The 1,320-nt window shown below is 61.0% G+C and carries 1 protein-coding gene and 1 other annotated feature; the gene reads right to left on the bottom strand.

Going from position 1 to position 1,320, the window contains the following annotated elements; translation table 11 throughout:
* Positions 1-34: 34 nt before the first annotated feature.
* Positions 35-1,269 (bottom strand): IS3 family transposase gene (locus AC1DJT_RS36730; RefSeq protein ID WP_441624655.1). Its coding sequence is split into 2 segments (ribosomal slippage): positions 35-981 and positions 981-1,269, totalling 1,236 coding nucleotides; the frame shifts between segments, so codons are not numbered across the junction.
* Positions 875-991: a sequence feature (AL1L pseudoknot), on the bottom strand. (Overlaps the previous gene by 117 nt.)
* Positions 1,270-1,320: the final 51 nt, after the last annotated feature.

Genomic DNA, 1,320 nt, shown 5'->3' on the forward strand with positions numbered 1-1,320 from the left:
TGAACCGCCCCGGGTACCGTGGAGGCTGGTTGGTTTAAGTTAATAGCGTTTCAGCGGCAGGCATTTGAAGCTGCTGATAGTAGTTTGCCTCAGCTTCGGCGGGCGGGATATAGCCAAGGGGTTCCATCAGCCGGTGGTGATTGAACCAGGCTACCCATTCCAGCGTGGCCAGCTCAACGGATTCACGCGTCTTCCAGGCAGTACGACGATGGATCAGTTCCGCCTTGTAGAGGCCGTTGATCGTCTCGGCCAAGGCGTTGTCATAGCTGTCGCCACGGCTGCCAACCGACGGTTCGATCGCCGCCTCCGCCAAGCGCTCGCTATAGCGAATGCTGACGTACTGCGAACCCCTGTCGGAGTGGTGGATGAGAGAACCATCGTTGCCAGGCTGGCGAGCGTAAAGCGCCTGTTCAAGTGCATCCAGAACGAAGTCCGTAGTCATCGACGAGCTGACCCGCCAGCCGACGATGCGCCGTGCGAACACGTCGATCACGAAGGCCACGTACAGCCAGCCCTGCCACGTCGAAACGTAGGTGAAGTCCGAAACCCAGAGCTGGTTCGGTCGCTGGGCCCTGAACTGACGGTTGACCAGGTCCGGCGGGCGCACTGCTTTCGCATCTGGAGTCGTCGTGCGAACCCGCTTGCCGCGAATTACGCCGCGCAAACTCTGCTGCTTCATCAGCCTCTCGACCGTACAGCGCGCCACCGCGATGCCTTCCCGGTTCATCTGCTTCCAAACCTTGTCAGCCCCGTAGACCTGCATGTTGGCCTGCCAGACTCGCTTGATCTCGGGCCGTAGCCACTCATCGCGTTTGGCTCGCGCAGAGCGCCGCGATGGTTCGCGAAGCTGCGCAGCATGGCGCCGATAGCCCGACGGAGCAATCTGCAAGACCTTGCAGATCGGCTCGACCCCGAAGGCGTCGCGATGCAGATCGACAAAGGCCTTCAGGACTTCAAACGGCGGTCGAGCTCCGCCTGGGCGAAAAACGCGCTCGCCAGCTTCAGGATCTCGTTGGCGCGGCGCAACTCCTTTACCTCACGCTCCAGCGCTTTGAGGCGCTCACGCTCCGACGTGGTCACTCCATCGCGCTCGCCGCTGTCGACTTGCTCTTGTTTGATCCACCCCAACAGCGTCTGGCTCGTGCAACCGATCATCGGTGCGATGGATTCGACTGCCGCCCACAGCGACGGATGCTCGCTGCGTTGCTCTTGAACCAGGCGTACGGCTCTCTCTCGGACCTCGGGGGAAAACTTGGTTTGCTTGCTCATGGGCTCCATTCTCTCAAGAATTGGAGCCTCCACTAAACCCGGGGCGGTTCA

Source organism: Allobosea sp. 05T422_2, assembly GCF_056396265.1.